This window comes from Streptomyces sp. SLBN-118 (assembly GCF_006715635.1).
Classification (GTDB): domain Bacteria; phylum Actinomycetota; class Actinomycetes; order Streptomycetales; family Streptomycetaceae; genus Streptomyces.
This window is the reverse complement of the sequence record NZ_VFNP01000002.1, coordinates 2988297-3006526: the sequence shown is the minus strand read 5'-3', so window position 1 is coordinate 3006526 and position 18230 is coordinate 2988297. Positions and strand designations below refer to the sequence as shown.

The window sequence follows — 18230 nt, the reverse complement described above, 5'->3', positions numbered from 1 at the left end:
CGCCGCGGTCTTCACCGGTCAGCTCTTGTACGCCTTGGCGGCGTCCGACTCCAGCTTCTGCTGGGCCCCGGCCACATCCTTCGGGTTCTTGAGGAAGTCCTGCAGGGCCTTCCACTCACCCTTGCCGGGCGTGCCGCCGAACGACTGCGGCATCTGGTCCGACATGTCGAAACGGAAGTCGTCGCCCGCAGCGATCAGCGCCTTGGCAATGTCCCGCTGCACATTGTTGGGGTACGCGGACAGGTCCAGCGACTTGTTCGGCGAGAGGAACCCGCCCGCGGAGGCCGAGATCTTGGCCGCGTCCGGCGAGGCCAGGAAGGTCAGCAGTGCATGGGCGCCCTTGCTGTCCTTCAGCGCCACCGCCGCGTCGCCGCCCGTCACCACGGGAGCCAGCGCGCCGACCGCCGGGAAGGGGAACACCTTGGCGTCCGTACCGATCTTGGACTCGGTCTGCGCGATGTTGACGGTCACGAAGTCGCCCTCGAAGACCATCGCCCCCTTGGGCTGGTCGCCCCCGCTGAAGGTCTGGGTGACCGAGGCCGGGAACTCCGTCTGCAGCGCGCCGTCCGCGCCGCCCGCGATCAGGGCGGGCTTGCCGAAGAGCTCGGCGAGCGTGGTCAGCGCGGTCTTCACGGACGCGTCGGTCCACTTGATCTTGTGCTGGGCGAGCTGGTCGTACTTCTCCGGGCCCGCCTGGGAGAGATAGACGTTCTCGAACCAGTCGGTGAGCGTCCAGCCGTCCGCGCCCGCCACCGAGACGGGGGTGACGCCCGACGCGGAGAGCGTCTCGGCCGTCGCCAGGAAGTCCTTCCAAGTCTTCGGCTCCTTCGCGCCCGCGTTCTCGAAGGCTGCGCTGTTGTACCAGACCAGGGACTTGTTGGCGGCCTTGTAGTACACGCCGTACTGCGTGCCGTCCACCGCGCCGAGATCCTGCCAGCCCTTGGAGTAGTTCTTCGCCAGCTGCGCCTTCGCCTCGGGACCGACGGGCTTGGCCCATTTCCGCTGTACCGCCTGCTGGATCGCGCCGACCTGGGGGAGCATCGCCACATCGGGGGGAGATCCGCCCGCGATCTTCGTACCGAGGAAGTTGACGATCGGGTCCTGCGCGGGCACAAAGGTGATCGTCGCTCCGGTGCGCTTCTCGAACTCCTTGAGGACCTTGGTGAAGTTCTCCTGCTCGGGTCCGCTCCACACGGCGGCGACCTGTATCTTCTCGCCGTTCAGCTTGGGCAGTTGGACGCTCGCCGCGGATTCCTTGCCGCCGCTCTTGCCCGGCTTCGCCTTGTCGTCGTCCTTGTTGTCTCCGCAGCCTGCGACGGCGAGAGCGCCGATGGCGACGAATAACACTGCGGCCCTGCCGGTACGAAGAGTTGTGCGCATCACTGCCCCGTCTCTTCCGTGCGCGATCCGTGCGCTGTCCCGCGCACCTTCCCGAACGCCTACCCGTGCCGACAGGTCTACGCCCGGTAAGCAGGCGTCGCAATACCGCGTCAGGTGTCAACAAGGCTTTTGTGATGGCCTTGTGACGTGATGTCATGTCAATTGGCGTGAGTACGCCATCGGTCAGGGGCGGGCCGATGAGAGCGGAGGCACGGGCGCGGCCTCCACGGAGCGCGCGGCACGCTCCAGCGCGCTGGCCAGCAGCGCCAAATCCGTTGGGCCGTTGCCGAGTTCACGCACAGGGCGGCGGGTGGGCGGATCACCCATCCGCTCCCATTCGAGCGGTACGACAGTGGGGCGCGAGGTCGCCGTACGCGGAATGCGTCCCGTCACCCGGCCGCTCTGGAACGGTGTCACCCGGCCGTCCGGATGTCCGAGCCTGCCCCGCCCCGGAGCAGGATCCTCCGGCCCCGGCGTGGCAGGCGGCGCGTCCAGCACGACGCGCAGTCGGGCGCCCTGCGCCAGATCCGTGTCGACGGTGCGGTCCGGTCGCGCGGACGTCGCCACCAGATGTATGCCGAGCCGCTCGCCGTTGCGTGCCACGGCCTCCAGCGCCCGTACGACGGAACCCGCCGCGGGCCGTCCCGTACTGCCGAGCGCCGGAGCGACCAGTGCGTCGAAGTCGTCCACCAGGACCACGAGCCGCGGCAGCGGGGCAGGGCCTTGCGGATTTGTACGAGCACCGGGGCGCAGGCGCAGCGTCCTTCCCCCTCGCTCCGCTGGGGGGACCCCCAACGGGGAGTCCACGTCACCGCGCTGCTCGGCGGCGCTCGGCGGGCGCTGGCCCACCATGCGGTCGGCGACCTCGCGCCGGGTGTGCCACTCGGCGAAGCCCCCGCTGCCCAGCACCTCGGAGCGGCGCTTCAGCTCGGCGCCCAGGGCCTGGGCGAAGGCCCGCATACGGACAGGGTCCGAGGCCACCAAGTGCTCGGTGACATGCGGCAGTTCCGTACAGGCCGCGAGTCCTTCGCCGCGCTCGCCGCCCGCTCCGTCGACAAGCAGCAGGCCGAGCCGGTCGGGGCGGCCGGCGGCGGCGAGCGAGGCCGCGACGGAGCGCAGCAGTTCCGTACGACCGCTGCCCGCAGGGCCTTCTATCAGCAGATGCGGGCCCTCGTCGGTCAGATCGACGGCGAGTGGGCCGCGCGGGCCGGTGCCGAGCACCACGGTGCCGTCGCCCGCCGAGGCCCAGCGCGCCATCAGCGAGGCCGGGGTGGCACGGGCCAGCTCCAGCTCGTCGAGCAGCCGCGAGGAACGGGGCAGCGCCGTGGCCCTGCCCGCGTGTGCGCCCCCGCCCTCGGCGCGCAGCGGCGCGAGCGCACGGCCGAAACGCTCCGCCCAGGCCGCCGACACCGCGTCCACCGCGCCGACCGTGCCATGGCCCACGGGCCGGCCCCCGGCCGTACGCATCAGCCGCAGCGCGGTCGCCACATCGCCGCTGAGCAGGGCGACCGCCCCGCACTCGCGGAACGCGAGCGAGGCCGCACACGCCGACTCGTACGTCGCTGCGACCGGGGAGAGGGGCGAGGCGGCCGGGGTCTCGGCCAGACAGATCAGATGGACCCCCGCGGCCCAGCCCGCCCCAGCCAGCCGGGCCGTCGTCTCGCGGAGCACCGCAGAGCCCGGGTCGCCGTCGACTATGACGACCGTACGGGCGCCGTCGTACCGCTCGGCGGCATCTGCGAGCGACCGGTGATCCGCGCTCGGCCAGCCGGGGCCCAGCGGGCCGTCGTCGAGCCTGCGGGTGAGCTCGGCGGTACGGGCGGTGGCCTGGTCCCGGTCGTAAGCGAGCAGCAGACGGCAGTCCTGGCCGTGCGCGGGGCGCAAATGCGGCAGCCAGCCGAGCCACGCCCACTCCGCCCTGCGCTCCTCCAGGCTGCGGGCCCGGTCCGTACTGATGAGGACTATCTCCAGGTCCTCGGGCGAGTGCAGCGCGGCGAGCTGGGCCACGGCGGACCGGGCCAGTCCGGCCAGCCGCGCCCGGGGCCCGGCGAGCCCGAGCGAACCTGCCTCGCGCAGACCGACGGTCACCGGCACCGAGGGCAGCTCGGCCCGGTCGGCGGTGCCGAGCCGCAGCACGAGCGACTCGGGATGCGCGGGTCCGCGCTCCCAGAGACGGGGGCCGGGGCCGAGCGCGGTGAGCAGAACCGCGGCGGGGTCCGGCCAGCTCTCGACGAGGGGCGCGGCGGCGACGGAGGGACCGGGCTGAACGGGCAGCTCGGAGACCGGCTCCTCCCGCCCTCCGGCGAGTCGCCGCGCCCAGGCGCCTATGCCGCGCTTACGGGGAGTGCTGTCGGGCAGCCGCGTGCCGCGCGGAGGCGTCGTTCCGGTGGTACGGCTGTGGGCCGAGGGAGCCTCGTCCGGGGCATCGGCCGCCCTGGAGTGCATGTTCTCAGGGCTGTACGTATAGAGCGTCCCGGCGTCGCCGCGGGCTGCGCCGGTCGGCGCGACCGGTGGGGCGGGGTCGTACTGCGGGGGCACGCGGTGCGGGTCGGGGTGGCCGGCGGGACCGGCGTTCGTGCCGGTGCCGGTGCCGCTGCTGCCGCGGGTGTCGTCCTGGCGTGCCCAGCGGGGGGCCGGCCGGCCCGATACGGACCCGCCGGGTCCGGACGGTCCTGGACCGGACCCGCCGGATGCCGCGGCATTGGACCAGTTGGAGGGCGAGCCGTCGGACCAGAGTGACCCGGAGCCATCCGAAGCGGAGCTGCCGTAACCGGACCGGCCGGAAGATCCGCGAGAGCCGGACTCACCCGGAGCCGTACCGCCGGATCCGCGGTCACCGGGAGCGAACCCGCCGCCCAAGGCCGCGCCGCCCGCCCCCGCGGGACCGCCGCCACCGGCGCCGCCCGGCCCCGGATCCGCCCCATCCGGCCGCGTCACCCGCAAGTGGCCCTCGCCGTCCGGCGCCGTCGCGAGTGACTGCGCGCGGGTGCCCTGGGTGACCCGGAGCGTGGACTCGCCCAGGCGCAGCAGCGCCCCCGCCGGCAGCCGCACCGGGTGCGATCCCACGGCGGTGCCGTCCAGCGTCGTGCCGTTCGTCGAGCCGAGGTCCGCGACCGTGACGCGGCCGTCCTCGGCTACCGTGACCGCGCAGTGCAGGCGCGAGACGTCCGGGTCGTCCAGCGGCACGTCCGCGTCGACGGAGCGGCCGACCCTGATCTGGCCGCCGTGCAGCAGATGAACGCCGCCCGCGTCGGGGCCCGCGACCACATGGAGCTGTGCCGAGGCGTCCGTACCGGGCACGTCGTCCTCGCCGGGGACCTGGAGGGAGAGCACCGCCCCGTCCACCAGCGGTGGCTCGCCCAGCGTGCGGCGCTGCGCGTCGAGCCTTTCCTGCCCCGCGTACAGCACGACGGAGCCCGAGGCGTCGGGGCCCGAGACGGCCGCGGCCAGACCGGAGGCGACGGCGGCCAGCGCCGTCCCGGTGGGCGCGGTGACCAGCACGTCGCAGGAGCGTCCAGCCGAGGACTGGTCCGCAGGGGAGGGTCCCGCGGCCGCGGATTGCCCGCAGCGCGGCGCGAGGACAGTCAGCCGGATCTGCATCGCCGTCAGCAATCCCTTCTGCGCGGGGTGCCCGGCAGGGGAGCCGCCCTGTGATCCCCCACCCGGCAGGTCGGCACGCGCCGAGAGGCTCCCTCCCTCACGACTCCGTGCTGAGGGCATCCTCGCACCTGCCACTGACAACACGCCCGGGGGTCGCCTGTAAGTGATCTTGAATGTTCGGCTCTGGCCGCAAAAATGCCTGGTTGGGGCCTGCTCCGGAACCACAGTGATGTCTACGGCACAGACGTTCGGCAACCATCCGTACGATGCCGACGTCTTCCTTTCGAACAGGACCGGAAGCGGAACCGTAAGAGGCACTGGAACAGGAACCGCACGAGGGAGATGGCGACGACCGGCCGGTGCCCCTGCGGCGGCACTAAAGTGGGTCGGACACCCATGGCCGGGCACAGTGCCACGGGACCACGCAAGGACCACGATCAGCAGGGAGCACATGACGTGCGGCCGGTAGGCAGCAAGTACCTGCTCGAGGAGCCCCTCGGGCGCGGCGCCACGGGCACCGTCTGGCGAGCGAGCCAGCGCGAGACCGCGGGCGCCGAGGCGGCCGTGGCCGGCCAGCCCGGCGAGACCGTCGCGATCAAGGTCCTCAAGGAGGAACTGGCGAACGACGCGGACGTGGTGATGCGCTTCCTGCGCGAGCGCTCCGTCCTGCTCCGCCTGACCCACCCGAACATCGTGCGCACCCGCGACCTGGTCGTCGAGGGCGATCTCCTCGCGCTGGTCATGGACCTCGTCGACGGCCCCGACCTGCACCGTTACATCCGCGAGAACGGCCCTCTCACCCCGGTCGCCGCCTCCCTGCTGACCGCCCAGATCGCCGACGCGCTCGCCGCCAGCCATGCCGACGGCGTCGTCCACCGCGACCTCAAGCCCGCGAACGTCCTGCTCAAGACCGACGCCGACGGCCAGATGCACCCGATGCTGACCGACTTCGGCATCGCGCGCCTCGCGGACTCCCCGGGCCTGACCCGTACGCACGAATTCGTCGGCACGCCCGCGTATGTCGCGCCGGAGTCGGCCGAGGGCCGCCCGCAGACGTCCGCCGTCGACATCTACGGCGCGGGCATTCTGCTGTACGAACTGGTCACCGGCAGGCCCCCGTTCGCGGGCGGCACCGCGCTCGAAGTGCTCCAGCGACACCTGAGCGAGGAGCCCCGCCGCCCCACCACCGTCCCCGAGCCGCTGTGGACGGTCATAGAGCGCTGTCTGCGCAAGGAGCCCGCCGAGCGGCCCAGCGCCGAGAACCTGGCCCGCGGGCTGCGCACGGTCTCGGCGGGTATCGGGGTGCACTCGTCCGCCGCGCAGGTCGAGGCCGCGCTCGGCGTTGCCGTGCTGCTCGCCCCCGACCCCGCGCCCGCCCAGGTCCCGCAGGTTCCCGGGGCCTCCGACGCTACGCAGGTCCTGCCGGGCAATGCCGGTTCGTACGACCCCAACGCGGCGACCAGCGTCATGCAGCAGACCGGTAATCCGCAGTCCGGCAACCAGCAGCAGGGCGCCGACCCGACCGCGGTCATGCCGCCCCTCCCGCCCGGTCGGCCGGGCCCGGAGGACCCGCACCCCTGGCAGTCCCAGCTGCAGGCGGCCCGCGACCGCAACGAACAGACGCAGGTCCAGTACCTCGACCCGAGCCAGGACCCGCTGCGCCGCCGCCCGCAGCGCCAGCAGCAGCGGCCCCAGCAGCCGCCGATGCACCCGCAGCAGCAGTACGCGCCCCAGCCCCAGCCCCAGCGCCGCCGGCCGCAGCGGCAGCAGTACGCCCCGCCGCCGCAGCAACAGCAGTACGCGCCTCCGCAGCCGCCGCCCCAGCAGCCCGCACCGCGTCAGCCGGGGCCGCCGCGCCAGCGCAGCTCCAACCCGATGCGGATCCCCGGCCTCGGATGCCTCAAGGGCTGCCTGTTCACGCTGGTCCTGCTCTTTGTTGCGGGCTGGCTGATCTGGGAGCTGACACCGCTCCAGGGCTGGGTCGCCCAGGGCAAGAGCTACTGGGAGGCGATCGGCGACGCCGTCACGAAGGTGTCGGACTGGATCTCTGAACTCGGCGGCGCTCCGGACACTCCGCAGACCCCCACTACGGGGCAGTAGTAGCGACTCTGCAGATTTGTCGACTTCTGCGGGGTGATTTCCCCCGCAGAAGTGACGGTTGACGCCATCCGGGGCACACAGCCCCCGGATGCCCGCGTACCTTGTGGGCAACGCCAGCCGCTGAGGGAGCAGTCTTGGCACGGAATATCGGCAGCCGCTACGCGGCCCACCAGATCCTGGGGCGGGGCAGCGCCGGCACGGTGTGGCTCGGCGAGGGCCCCGAAGGGCCCGTCGCCATCAAGCTGTTGCGCGAGGACCTGGCGTCCGACCAGGAGCTGGTCGGACGCTTCGTACAGGAACGCACCGCCCTGCTCGCACTCGACCACCCCAAGGTCGTCGGAGTCCGCGACCTGGTCGTCGACGGCAACGACCTCGCCCTCGTCATGGACCTCGTACGCGGCACGGATCTGCGCACCCGCCTCGACCGCGAGCGCCGCCTCGCCCCCGAAGCGGCCGTGGCGATCATCGCGGACGTCGCCGAGGGCCTCGCCGCGGCCCATGCCGCCGGAATCGTCCACCGCGACGTCAAGCCGGAGAACATCCTCCTGGACATGGAGGGCCCCCTCGGCCCGGCCGGAGCCCACCCCGCGCTGCTCACCGACTTCGGCGTCGCGAAGCTGATCGACACACCGCGCCGCACAAAGGCGACCCGGATCATCGGAACCCCGGACTATCTCGCCCCCGAGCTCGTCGAGGGCCTGCCGCCCCGGGCCGCGGTCGACATCTACGCCCTGGCGACCGTCCTTTACGAGCTTCTCGCGGGCTTCACACCCTTCGGCGGCGGCCACCCGGGCGCGGTGCTGCGCCGCCATGTCACCGAGACCGTGGTCCCCCTGCCCGGCGTCCCCGACGAGCTGTGGCAGCTTGTCGTCCAGTGCCTGGCCAAGGCCCCCGCCTCCCGGCTGCGCGCATCCGAGCTGGCCGGCCGTCTGCACGAGCTGCTCCCGCTTCTGGCGGGGATGCCCCCACTGGACGTCGACGAGCCGGACGCCGAGCCCACGCCGGAGTCGTACGAGGACCTGGCCCCCGCCACCTCAGGCGAACCCCGCCGCCGCGGCGCCGTCCCCCTCGTCCCGGGCGCGGCCCCCGCGGACTCCAACCGCGACACCCACACCTCGATGCGCGTCCCGGCCCCGGACGAACTCGCGGGCGGCGCCCGCGGCACGGCCCGCGCACCTCGTACCCCGGGCCAGCGCCGCCCCGGCTCGGCCCGCCACAAGTCCGACGCGGTCCGTAAGCGCCGTATCACCCTGGGCGTCGCGGCACTCGCCGTGGCGGCCGCTGTGGGCGTCGGCGGCTGGCTGGCCACGAGCGACGACGGCGGGGAGGCGCCCCCACAGGACTCGAAGCAGTCGAGCCCGGCGGAACCCTAGGTCGGGCCTGAGGGGTCTGGCTCCCGCGGCCAGCCGTTACGCTGGACCCGTGGCAGTCGTCGATGTATCCGAAGAGCTGAAGTCCCTCTCCTCGACCATGGGGTCGATCGAGGCCGTCCTGGACCTCGAGAAGATGAGGGCAGACATTGCCGTGCTCGAGGAGCAGGCCGCGGCCCCCTCCCTCTGGGACGACCCGGAGGCGGCGCAGAAGATCACCAGCAAGCTCTCGCACCTCCAGGCCGAGCTCCGCAAGACCGAGGCGCTCCGCAGCCGCATAGACGACCTGAGCGTGCTCTTCGAGCTCGCCGAGGCCGAGGACGACGCGGACACCCTTGCCGAGGCGGAGTCCGAGCTGCTGGACGTCCGCAAGGCGCTGGACGAAATGGAAGTCCGCACGCTGCTGTCCGGTGAGTACGACGAACGGGAGGCGCTGGTCAACATCCGCGCCGAGGCCGGTGGCGTCGACGCCTCCGACTTCGCCGAGCGTCTGCAGCGCATGTATCTGCGCTGGGCCGAGCGGCACGGCTACTCCACCGAGGTCTACGAGACGTCGTACGCGGAAGAGGCCGGCATCAAGTCGACCACCTTCGTGGTCAAGGCCCCGTACGCCTACGGCACGCTCTCCGTCGAGCAGGGCACCCACCGCCTGGTGCGTATCTCGCCGTTCGACAACCAGGGCCGCCGCCAGACGTCCTTCGCGGGCGTCGAGGTGCTGCCCGTGGTCGAGCAGAGCGACCATGTCGAGATCGACGAGTCCGAACTGCGCGTCGACGTCTACCGCGCGTCCGGCCCCGGCGGACAGGGCGTCAACACGACCGACTCCGCTGTCCGGATCACGCACATCCCGACGGGCATCGTCGTCTCCTGCCAGAACGAGCGCTCCCAGATCCAGAACAAGGCGAGCGCCATGAACGTCCTTCAGGCGAAGCTGCTGGAGCGCCGCCGCCAGGAGGAGCAGGCGCTGATGGACTCCCTCAAGGGCGATGGCGGCAACTCCTGGGGAAACCAGATGCGTTCGTACGTCCTGCACCCGTACCAGATGGTCAAGGACCTGCGTACGGAGTTCGAAGTGGGCAACCCGCAGGCGGTACTTGACGGCGAGATCGACGGCTTCCTCGAAGCCGGAATTCGCTGGCGCAAGCAGCAGGAGAAGTAACACGACGCTTTGTCGACAAGGGAACTGCCGCCCCCGGGGCGGCAGTTCCCTTCTGTGTCACAGTTGCATCCCCGCAGGTCAGGCAACCACCCCTATTCCGGACATCGCACGCGCAACGAGCTTGACGCGTCCGCGGAAACTCGGAAAGCTGGCGCGTGGCATGCGTATCTACTGGGGCGCGTGTGAACTGGGGCCGAACTAAAGCGCCCCCAGCGGCAGTTGCCCCGACGCTGCTCCATTGACAATTAGCTACTGGGGGTAGCAGCCAGATGACGAAGAAGACGCGGATCCGTGTAGCGCGTATAGCGGCCGGCGCGGTGATCGCCGCCGGTGCGTCGCTGACCGCCGCGGGCGCCGCCTCAGCCGTCGGTGTCGACATCAACGTGGGTCCTCTCGAGGTGCGGGCCAACGGCAACGCCAACGGCGTTGACGCCGGTATCGGTGTGGACGACCTGGACCCGACCCCGACCGACCCGGTTCCGACGGAGCCGAACGACCCGGGCCCGACGGACCCCGTCCCCACTGACCCGGTCCCCACCGACCCGATTCCCACGGAGCCGACCGACCCGGGCCCGACGGGCAAGCCCACCGACAAGCCCACTGGAAAGCCCGACAAGCCTGGCAAGCCCGACAAGCCCGGCAAGCCGACCAGTGACCCGTCCGAGGACCCCTCCGAGGACCCGGGCAACGGTGGCTCCGGTAACGACAACAACCCCAACGGTGGCTCGGACAACACCGACACCGACAGTGCCGGCTCCCAGCCGGTCGAGCAGGGCAAGGCCAAGGAGGAGCTGGCGGAGACCGGTGCCGCCGAGACCACCTTCCTGCTCATCGGTGCCGCGACGATGATCGCCGGTGGCATCGGCTTCCGTATGCTGCCGCGCCTCGTCGGTGGTGGCCGCACCGCCGTCTGAGCGGGCGTGCGCGGGCGTGAGCGGACCTTGAGCCGTAACCGTCTGTAAGCGACTAACCAGCACACGCAAGGAGGGCCCGGGGTGCGCTCAGCGCCCCGGGCCCTCCTTTGCGTATGCGGTACGTCCTGTACGTCCTAGACCGCCCACGCGCTCTGGTTCGTGGCCAGCAGCACCACAGCCGCCACCAGCAGCACCAGAAGCGTCACCAGCGCCACCGGGCTCAGGCCGCCGAAGGGGCCCTCCTGCTGCAGCCGCTCGCGGTTCGCCCGGCAGACCGGGCAGCGACCCTCTGTGACCGGGGCCGCGCAGTTGGCGCACACCAATCGGTCGTAGGTCATGCGCTCTCCTCTCCCGCGCGCCGGAGCCGCAGGCGCGGACCGTAAGCACACTTCTCTATCGACAACGCTCAGGGAAACGCAAATGTTCCCCTACCACTGTGCCAGCTCGGGCGCTTTTCGGCGCGGCCCGCCGGATTACACCCGTTCCGTGACGGGACAAACCGCACAACCCGTGACGCCGACTGCGAGTCGGAGCCCGCGTCGCGTAGTGTCACGCTCACCTACCCCCGGCTGACCGTGGTGCACCCGTGATCCGATTCGACAACGTCTCCAAGACCTACCCCAAGCAGAGCCGCCCCGCCCTGCGGGACGTCTCCCTCGATATCGCCAAGGGGGAGTTCGTCTTCCTCGTCGGCTCGTCCGGTTCCGGCAAGTCGACCTTCCTGCGGCTCGTCCTGCGCGAGGAGCGCGCCAGTCAGGGCCTGGTCCACGTCCTCGGCAAGGACCTCGCCAGACTGTCCAACTGGAAAGTGCCGCACATGCGCCGCCAGCTCGGCACGGTCTTCCAGGACTTCCGCCTCCTGCCCAACAAGACTGTCGCCGAGAACGTGGCCTTCGCCCAGGAGGTCATCGGCAAGCCGCGCGGCGAGATCCGCAAGGCCGTGCCCCAGGTTCTCGACCTTGTCGGCCTCGGCGGCAAGGAGGACCGGATGCCCGGTGAGCTCTCCGGTGGTGAGCAGCAGCGCGTCGCGATCGCGCGGGCCTTCGTCAACCGCCCCATGCTGCTGATCGCGGACGAGCCGACCGGCAACCTCGACCCGCAGACCTCGGTGGGCATCATGAAGCTGCTGGACCGGATCAACAGGACCGGTACGACGGTGATCATGGCGACCCACGACCAGAACATCGTCGACCAGATGCGCAAGCGCGTCATCGAGCTCGAACAGGGCCGTCTCGTTCGCGACCAGGCACGCGGCGTCTACGGCTACCAGCACTGAAAGGACGCCATGCGCGCCCAGTTCGTCCTGTCGGAGATCGGCGTCGGTCTCCGCCGTAATCTCACGATGACCTTCGCCGTCATCGTCTCCGTAGCCCTTTCACTCGCCCTGTTCGGTGGTGCGCTGCTCATGCGTGAGCAGGTCAGCACGATGAAGGACTTCTGGTACGACAAGGTCAACGTCTCGATCTTCCTCTGCAACAAGAACGACGCGGCGACCTCTCCCAAGTGCGCCAAGGGAGCCGTAACCGGTCAGCAGAAGCAGCAGATCGAGGCCGATCTGAAGAAGATGGACGTGGTTGATGTCGTCCACCACGAAACGGCCGAAGAGGCGTACAAGCACTACCGGGACCAGTACGGGGACACCCCCATCGCGTCCACCATCACGCCGGACCAGATGCAGGAGTCGTTCCGGGTCAAGCTGGACGACCCCGAGAAGTACAAGGTCGTGGCAACCGCCTTCGCGGGCCGGGACGGCGTGCAGTCCGTCCAGGACCAGCGCAACATCCTGGAGAACCTCTTCTCCCTGATGAACGGCATGAACATCGCCGCGCTCTTCGTGATGGCGCTGATGCTGGTCATTGCGCTGATGCTGATCGTCAACACCGTGCGCGTTTCGGCGTTCAGCCGCAGGCGTGAAACCGGCATCATGCGGCTGGTGGGCGCATCCAGCTTCTACATCCAGATGCCGTTCATCATGGAAGCCGCATTCGCCGGTCTGCTGGGCGGCGTTGTCGCCTCCGCGATGCTGCTGGTCGGCAGGTATTTCCTGATCGACCACGGTCTGGCGCTCTCCGAGAAGATGCAGTTGGTCAACTTCATCGGCTGGGACGCCGTGGTCACCAAGTTGCCACTGGTGATCGCGATTGGGCTGCTGATGCCCGCCATGGCGGCTTTCATCGCATTGCGCAAGTATCTCAAGGTGTGACAAGCGCCCCTGGCGCCGTCCGGCCAACCGCCGTACGGCGCCGTTCGCTTGTCCTAGAGTGGGCGCCATGCCGGGCTCGGAGTTCTGCCCTCGGCCCCGCCGCATCCGCCGCGGGGCGGCCCTGACATTGGTCTTCGCAAGTGTTCTGGCCACCGCGGCCGCCACCAACTCCCTGCCGCACGACGGCGAGAACGCACCGCGCCTTGCCGCCAAGACGGCCGCCGCGACCGTGGACGACGTCGCCCGGGCCGCAGCCGAGGCGATGGCCGACGGCAAGTCCGGCACCGAGGCCGCCGAGGCAGTCGTCAGCCGCAGCGGGGACAGATGGGGCGCGGTCTACGACAAGAGCGAGTACGAGGCGTTCGAGCAGGCCCTCGACGGCCAGTACACCGGCGTCGGCCTCACGGCCAGGCGCGCCGCCGGCGGGCAGGTCGAGGTCGCCGAGGTCCAGCCCGGCGGCCCCGCGGCAAAGGCGGACATCAGGGCCGGTGACCGGCTGCGTACGATCAACGGCCTCCCGGTCGCCGAGCGCCCCGTCACCGAGGTGGTCGCACTGCTGCGCGGCGGCGAACGCACCAGCGTCGTCCTCGGTCTTCAGCGGCGCGGCCGGGTGTGGACCGAGAGGCTGGTACGCACCACGCTGAGCACTCGGGCCGTCACCGTCCAGCACCTCCAGGGCGGGGCGGTAATGATCAAGGTCGCCTCCTTCACCAAGGGTTCGGGCGCCCGGGTGCGCGAGGCGGTCGCCGGCGCCCCCGCGGGCGCAGGCGTCCTGCTGGACCTGCGGGGCAACGCCGGAGGACTGGTCGCCGAGGCCGTCACTGCCGCCTCCGCCTTCCTGGACGGTGGTCTGGTCGCCACGTACGACATCAGGGGCGAGCAGCGTGCCCTGTACGCGTCGCCCGGCGGGGACACCACCAGACCCGTCGTCGCCCTGGTCGACAGCGGCACGATGAGCGCGGCCGAGCTGGTCACCGGGGCGCTGCAGGACCGCGGCCGGGCGATCACGGTCGGCTCGCGCACCTTCGGCAAGGGCTCGGTCCAGATGCCCAGCCGCCTGCCCGACGGCTCGGTCGCCGAGCTGACCGTCGGCCACTACCGCACTCCGGCCGGTCACAGCGTCGACGGGCGCGGCATCACCCCGGACCTCACGGCGAACGAGCGGGCCGAGGATCGGGCCCAGACGGTATTGGGTGGCCTCGGGGGCGGGTCTTAGTGCGAAAATGACCGCACTATGGCTAAGGAAAAAGGGCGCAAGCTGATCGCGCAGAACAAGAAGGCGCGGCACGACTACACCATCCTCGACACCTACGAGTGCGGTCTCGTGCTGACAGGTACCGAGGTGAAGTCGCTGCGTCAGGGGCGGGCCTCGCTGGTGGACGGCTTCGTCCAGATCGACGCCCACGAGGCGTGGCTGCACAACGTGCACGTACCGGAGTACACGCAGGGGACGTGGACCAATCACAGCGCGCGGCGCAAGCGGAAGCTGCTGATGCACCGAGCCGAGATCGACAAGCTCGAGTCGAAGTCGCAGGAGACCGGCCACACCATCGTTCCGCTGGTGCTGTACTTCAAGGACGGGCGGGCCAAGGTCGAGATCGCGCTGGCGAAGGGCAAGAAGGAGTACGACAAGCGCCAGACGCTGCGTGAGAAGCAGGACCGGCGCGAGACGGACCGTGCCATCTCGGCCGCGAAGAAGCGTCAGCGGGCCTGATCTCCGGCCGGCCCGACCTCCTGCGGGACTCCTACGGACGTGACCTGCAGGTTCCCGGCCCGGAGTAATGGGCTGGCACCGTCGTGCGTTGGTCACGTACGATGGCATCTGCCCCTCACAGCAGGGGCGTGGTTTGAAAAATCAACATGGGGATGATCGGTTTCGACAGCGGATGTCGAAGCAGGGGAAGCGAGCCGAGGAAGCGGCAATGATCTCGTTAACCATATGTCGCAACCAATAAGTGCCGATAACAAGAGCACTCAGTTCGCCCTCGCTGCCTAAGTAGCGACTAGCGAACTTGTCAGCCCGGGGCTGTTCCCGACCCGGATCCTGGCATCAGCTAGGGAACTAAACCTCTAAGCCCGGTCACGGGGTTCAGAGGGAAATCAAACAGTGACTGAGCCCGTCGGAGACTTGTCCGTGTGATCTCCGGGGCCGAGAAAATCGAAGCGGACTGCGCTCGGAGAAGCCCTGATTCTGCACCGTTGGACGCGGGTTCGATTCCCGCCATCTCCACTCATCCCATGCGTCAAAGGCCCGGCTGCTACGGCAGACCGGGCCTTCGTCGTGTGGTGCCGCGGCTCTCAGTACCGCTTGCTCCGGCCCGCCGAGGCCAGCAGGAGGGCGGTCGCCGCCGCCGCGAGGGGGACCAGATATCCGTACGCCGTGCTCGCGTGCTCCACCGTCCAGCCGCCCGTCGCCGAACCGGCTGCTATGCCGCCGAGCAGCGCGGTGACCGCGAGCGTCATGCCTTCGTTCAACTGGCCCTCGGGCGTGAGGCGTTGGATCACCGTCATCCCCGTGACCATCGTCGGGGCCGTGGCCATGCCCGCCGCGAGGAGGGCAACGGCGACGGCGGGAAGGGAACCCGTGGCCGCGGCAAGCAGGGGCAGCGACATGAGGACCGTCATCGCGGCGAGGCAGATCATCAGGCGGCGGGGGAGGACCCGGGCGGGGCGGAACCTGCCGTACGCCAGGCCCGCCGCGCACGAACCGGCGGCCTGGAGCGCGAGCACCGCGCCCGCGGCGCTGGCCTGCCCCCGGCCGTCCGCGAAGGCGATCGTGACGACCTCCATCGAGCCGAAGACCGCGCCGGTCGCGAGGAAAACCGCGAGCAGCGGCGCCATGCCCGGCGTACGCAGCGGGGAGCGGGTGCGCGCCGGGAGGGCGGTGACCGGCGGCTCGGTGTCGCGCTGGGCCGCGAAGATGAGGACTCCGGTGAGCAGCAGGATCGCGCCCGTCAGAGTGCCCGCCTCCGGGAAGAGCGCTGAGCACAGGAACGCGGCGAGCACGGGGCCGAGCATGAAGCACAGCTCGTCGGCGGCCTGCTCGAAGGAGTTCGCGGTGTGCAGCGCGGCCGGGTCGCCGCGGTGCAGATGGGCCCAGCGGGCGCGGGACATGCCGCCGGTGTTGGGGGTCGTGGCGGTCGCGGCGTACGCGGCGAACAGGGTCCAGTCGGGTGCGCCGAGGCGTACGCACAGCAACAGGGCGAGCGAACCCAGCACGGCGAGCGCCGTCGCGGGCACCGCGACCCGGGCCTGCCCGTGCCGGTCCACGAGCCGCGCGGTCCACGGCGCGACCAGTGCGGTCGCGGCGAGGCCGGTCGCGGTGACGGCTCCGGCGAGGGCGTACGAGCCGCGGGCTCCGGCGATCATGATGACGCCGCTGACGCCGAACATGCCCATGGGGAGACGGGCGAGGAGGTTGCCGGCGGTGAAGGCGGCGGCGCCTGTCGGTGCGAAGAGCCGGCGGTAGGGGCTGGGGCGCGCGCCGGGGCTGCGCCCCGGACCCCGCTCCTCGATCGCCGGAGGGGCTGGAGGGTGTTCGACGTCGGCTGGATGCGGCATGGAGCAACCCTCGCCGCCAGGCGCTCGAACCGTCCAACACCTGCTCAGGCCTCATTGACACACCCCTGTTGTAAATTCGGAGCGTGGCCAGAGACCTCGACCCCCGCCTGCTGCGCGCCTTCGTCGCCGTCGCCGACGAGCTGCACTTCACCCGTGCCGCCGCCCGGCTGTATGTCGCCCAGCAGGCGCTCAGCCGTGACATCCGGCGGCTGGAGAGGGAGTTGGCTGCCGAGCTCTTCGTTCGGACCACGCGGCAGGTGACGCTCACCGGCGACGGCGAGCGGCTGCTTCCCTACGCGCGTGGCGTTCTCCACGCGCAGGACGAACTGTTCGCGGCCGCGGCGGGAGCCTCGCGGCCGCTGCTCGTCGACCTCAACACCGAGGGCATGGCATCGGGCCGGGTGCTGGCCAGGGCGAGGGAACTCGCGCCGGACTGTGAGCTGATGGCCCGCTTCCAGAGCGGTCTCACCGGCGCCGCCGCCGAGATCGTCGCCGGGCGGCTCGATGTCTCCTTCGGCCGCATGGCCGGACTGGAACCGGCCGTGCGGGCGCTTCTGTCCCATCAGCCGGTGCGGTACGAGCCGATGGCCGTCCTGCTGCCGCTGGACCACCCGCTCGCAGAGCGGGAGCAGATTCCGTTGAACGCGCTCGCCGGCGAGACCGTATATGCCGGTGCGGGTAATCCGGCAACCCTGGAGTGGACGGATCTGGCGCGGCGGCTCTTCGCCGGGCGCGGGATCACGATCGCGCCGCCCGCACCTGTGGCGATCGGCTTCGAGGAGTTCCGGCGGGTGATGGCGAAGACGCGTACTCCGGTACTGGCGGTGGTGGACTTTCCGGCCATGCCCGGCACTGTGCTGCGCCCGATAGTGGACCCCGTACCGCTGTCGCCGGTCTCGATGGTGTGGCGAAAAAGCATCCGTCACCCAGGGGTGGATGCGCTGCGGTCGGCGGCCGCAGAGCTGGCCGGGCAAGAGGGCTGGCTGGAACGGGACGCCAACGCCTGGTTGCCCGAAAGTGATATGTCGCTGATGGGTGACAACAACTGACACAAGGGCACGGGGTGTCACCGGTGTGCGCTACATTCTTGGTCCGGGTGAGTGGGGTAAAGGGTGCGCAGGTTGGGTGGGGACCCAGTCCGGCAGTGTCCGGGCAGTCGTGCGCGCACTCGATTCCAGCCAGTGGGGGATGTGCGTACAACAGTGAAAAATTGGCAAGAAGATGCCCGTTTCGGCTATACCAATGAGCCGAGCGAGGTAACGATCCAGCTTGACGGCCGTGGCCGGTTTCTGGGCGATCTGCCGGCCGGTACGTCCGGTTCCGGCGGTTCTGTCGTCCAAGAGGGCTCCGACGGGCCGGTGTTCGTCGACGAGAGCGGCCGCCGCAGCAAGAAGTTCCGCCGTCTCGGCTGGGTCCTGGCCATTGCCTGCGCCTGCTATGCCGTGACGCTCGTCGTCGCCCTCGTCGGCGGCAACTCCGCCGCGCCCCTGCTGCCCGGGCTCGGCACGGGCGAGAAGGAGGGGACCGACAAGGTCGAGATCCAGCCCGCCCCCAGCGACAGCACATCCGCGCAGGTCCCACCCGGCGGTGTACCCGGCGCGCCCGCCCCCACCGACTCCACCGGCGCCCTCCTGCCCCGCCCCTCCGGCTCCGCCTCGGGCGGCCCCGGCGGGCTCCCGGCCGGACCGGGCCCCGCCACCTCCGGTTCCGCGGTTCCCCAGCCCTCCGGCAAGGGAGTGCCCGTGCCCGGGGCATCCGCGTCCGCCACTCCGGGCGGCGGCGGTAGCGCCCCCGGGCCCGAGCCGGACCCCAGTCCGTCGGTGTCCGCACCGTCCGATCCGGGCCCGTCGACGAATCCCACTGATCCACCCGTGCAAGAAGGCGCGCTCTAAATGACACACCCCGACATCAGGGGCCCGCGGCAGCGCCGCAGGGCCCGGCGC

Annotated in this window: 14 protein-coding genes and 1 other RNA gene; 11 read left to right on the top strand and 4 right to left on the bottom strand. The window is 70.8% G+C overall.

The features are described 5' to 3' along the window. Positions 1-18: 18 nt before the first annotated feature. Complete coding sequence (locus FBY35_RS32120; protein WP_142217436.1) at positions 19-1380, bottom strand: ABC transporter substrate-binding protein; 1362 nt, start codon at positions 1378-1380, stop codon at positions 19-21. A gap of 183 nt (positions 1381-1563) precedes the next feature. Next, the gene (locus FBY35_RS32115) at positions 1564-4980 is read right to left on the bottom strand and encodes an FHA domain-containing protein (protein ID WP_142217435.1); all 3417 of its coding nucleotides are present in this window, start codon (positions 4978-4980) and stop codon (positions 1564-1566) included. 456 nt (positions 4981-5436) lie between these two features. Here FBY35_RS32115 and FBY35_RS32110 point away from each other — a divergent pair, with 456 nt between their 5' ends. The 4 genes from FBY35_RS32110 (at position 5437) to FBY35_RS32095 (ending at position 10523) form a co-directional block, all read left to right on the top strand. Then, the gene (locus tag FBY35_RS32110; protein WP_142217434.1) at positions 5437-7080 is read left to right on the top strand and encodes a serine/threonine-protein kinase; all 1644 of its coding nucleotides are present in this window, start codon (positions 5437-5439) and stop codon (positions 7078-7080) included. Positions 7081-7214: 134 nt separating this feature from the next. Next, positions 7215-8453 carry a serine/threonine-protein kinase gene (locus tag FBY35_RS32105; RefSeq protein ID WP_142217432.1) on the top strand — a complete coding sequence of 413 codons (1239 nt, stop codon included), beginning with the start codon at positions 7215-7217 and terminating at the stop codon, positions 8451-8453. 49 nt (positions 8454-8502) lie between these two features. Next, on the top strand, positions 8503-9609 hold the full coding sequence (prfB, locus tag FBY35_RS32100) for a peptide chain release factor 2 (RefSeq protein WP_142217430.1): 1107 nt from the start codon (positions 8503-8505) through the stop codon (positions 9607-9609). 269 nt (positions 9610-9878) lie between these two features. After that, entirely contained in the window at positions 9879-10523 is a 645-nt protein-coding gene (locus FBY35_RS32095; protein ID WP_142217429.1) for an LPXTG cell wall anchor domain-containing protein, read from the top strand. Between the two features lie 134 nt (positions 10524-10657). On the opposite strand, the gene FBY35_RS32090 is transcribed toward FBY35_RS32095, so the two are convergent. Continuing rightward, entirely contained in the window at positions 10658-10861 is a 204-nt protein-coding gene (locus FBY35_RS32090; protein WP_142217428.1) for a hypothetical protein, read from the bottom strand. A 248-nt stretch (positions 10862-11109) separates the two neighbouring features. Here FBY35_RS32090 and ftsE point away from each other — a divergent pair, with 248 nt between their 5' ends. The 5 genes from ftsE (at position 11110) to ssrA (ending at position 14959) form a co-directional block, all read left to right on the top strand. Next, a complete protein-coding gene (ftsE, locus tag FBY35_RS32085; RefSeq protein ID WP_142217427.1) occupies positions 11110-11799 on the top strand; it encodes a cell division ATP-binding protein FtsE in 690 nt (229 codons plus the stop codon). A gap of 9 nt (positions 11800-11808) precedes the next feature. Beyond that, a complete protein-coding gene (gene ftsX / locus FBY35_RS32080; RefSeq protein WP_142217426.1) occupies positions 11809-12726 on the top strand; it encodes a permease-like cell division protein FtsX in 918 nt (305 codons plus the stop codon). A gap of 67 nt (positions 12727-12793) precedes the next feature. Then, entirely contained in the window at positions 12794-13942 is a 1149-nt protein-coding gene (locus tag FBY35_RS32075; RefSeq protein WP_142217425.1) for a S41 family peptidase, read from the top strand. A gap of 18 nt (positions 13943-13960) precedes the next feature. After that, entirely contained in the window at positions 13961-14440 is a 480-nt protein-coding gene (smpB, locus tag FBY35_RS32070) for an SsrA-binding protein SmpB (protein ID WP_142217424.1), read from the top strand. Between the two features lie 148 nt (positions 14441-14588). Next, positions 14589-14959: a transfer-messenger RNA gene (gene ssrA / locus FBY35_RS32065) on the top strand. 65 nt (positions 14960-15024) lie between these two features. On the opposite strand, the gene FBY35_RS32060 is transcribed toward ssrA, so the two are convergent. After that, on the bottom strand, positions 15025-16287 hold the full coding sequence (locus FBY35_RS32060) for an MFS transporter (RefSeq protein ID WP_260848883.1): 1263 nt from the start codon (positions 16285-16287) through the stop codon (positions 15025-15027). Between the two features lie 83 nt (positions 16288-16370). Between FBY35_RS32060 and FBY35_RS32055 the strand changes: the two genes are divergently transcribed. Both FBY35_RS32055 and FBY35_RS32050 read left to right on the top strand, forming a co-directional pair. Continuing rightward, a complete protein-coding gene (locus FBY35_RS32055; RefSeq protein ID WP_142217423.1) occupies positions 16371-17336 on the top strand; it encodes a LysR family transcriptional regulator in 966 nt (321 codons plus the stop codon). A gap of 153 nt (positions 17337-17489) precedes the next feature. Next, positions 17490-18179 carry a hypothetical protein gene (locus FBY35_RS32050; protein WP_142217422.1) on the top strand — a complete coding sequence of 230 codons (690 nt, stop codon included), beginning with the start codon at positions 17490-17492 and terminating at the stop codon, positions 18177-18179. The last annotated feature ends 51 nt before the right edge of the window (positions 18180-18230 follow it).